1 protein-coding gene is annotated in these 888 nt (G+C 49.0%); it reads right to left on the bottom strand.

The annotated features are described in order from the left end of the window. Positions 1-888: DUF5801 repeats-in-toxin domain-containing protein (locus R7R24_RS25530; protein WP_318119904.1), on the bottom strand; the 888-nt coding region annotated here is incomplete at both ends.

The following is an 888-nucleotide window of genomic DNA, read 5'->3' as shown; positions in this document are numbered from 1 at the left end:
GTAAAACTGCCGTCTGGGTTGGCCGTTTCAGTCATCGTTACCGCGACGCCTTGAGACGTCAGCCCTGCAACCGGGTCGGCAGAAGCATCCAATTGATAACTAACGACACCATCAGAACCTTGCGTTGTTGCAAATTGGCCGTTGATAGAAAGTGCATCATTTTGGTCTGAGCCAATCCCAATCAAGTCATCTTCATCAACTTGGATTGCATCCACATTCGTGATGACTGGTTTATCGTCGACGATAGTCACTGGGATGGTGGCAGAAGTTGTATCGCCATCAAAGTCAGTCGCAATAATTGGGAAGTTCAGCGTTAGCTCGTCGCTATTAATAGCGTGATCGATTGGGCCTTCCAGTGTGAAGTTATAACTGCCATCCGTTTTCACTACCAACGTAAACACAGGGTTGCCATCTGCGGCCGCAACGTAGCTGAAGCTGCCATCAGGATTTGCAGTCTCTATCAACGTCACTGGATTGCCTTGCGAGGTGAGCCCTGCAACCACATCTACAGAGGTATCTAACTGGTAACTCACCACGCGGTCAGAACCTTGCGTTGTCGTGAACTGCCCATCAATCGAAAGTGAATCATTTTGGTCCGAACCGATGTTCGCTAAGTCGTCTTCATCAACACTGATGGCTTCAACATTTGTGATAGTCGGTTGGTCATCGGTAATCGTGACAGGAATAACGGCGGAAGTCGTGTCTCCATCAAAATCGGTCACTGTGATCGGGAAGTTGAGCGTTAAGCTGTCACTGTTTGCTGCATGGTCAATCGCGCCTTCAAGGGTAAAGTTGTAGCTGCCGTCTGGATTGACGGTTAATGTGAATACCGGATTTGTCCCTGCCGTTGCCGTATAGGTGAAGCTGCCATCAGAATTAGCCGTTTCC

It is taken from the genome of Vibrio sp. 704, assembly GCF_033339295.1.
This window is presented reverse-complemented; position numbering and strand designations above follow the sequence as displayed.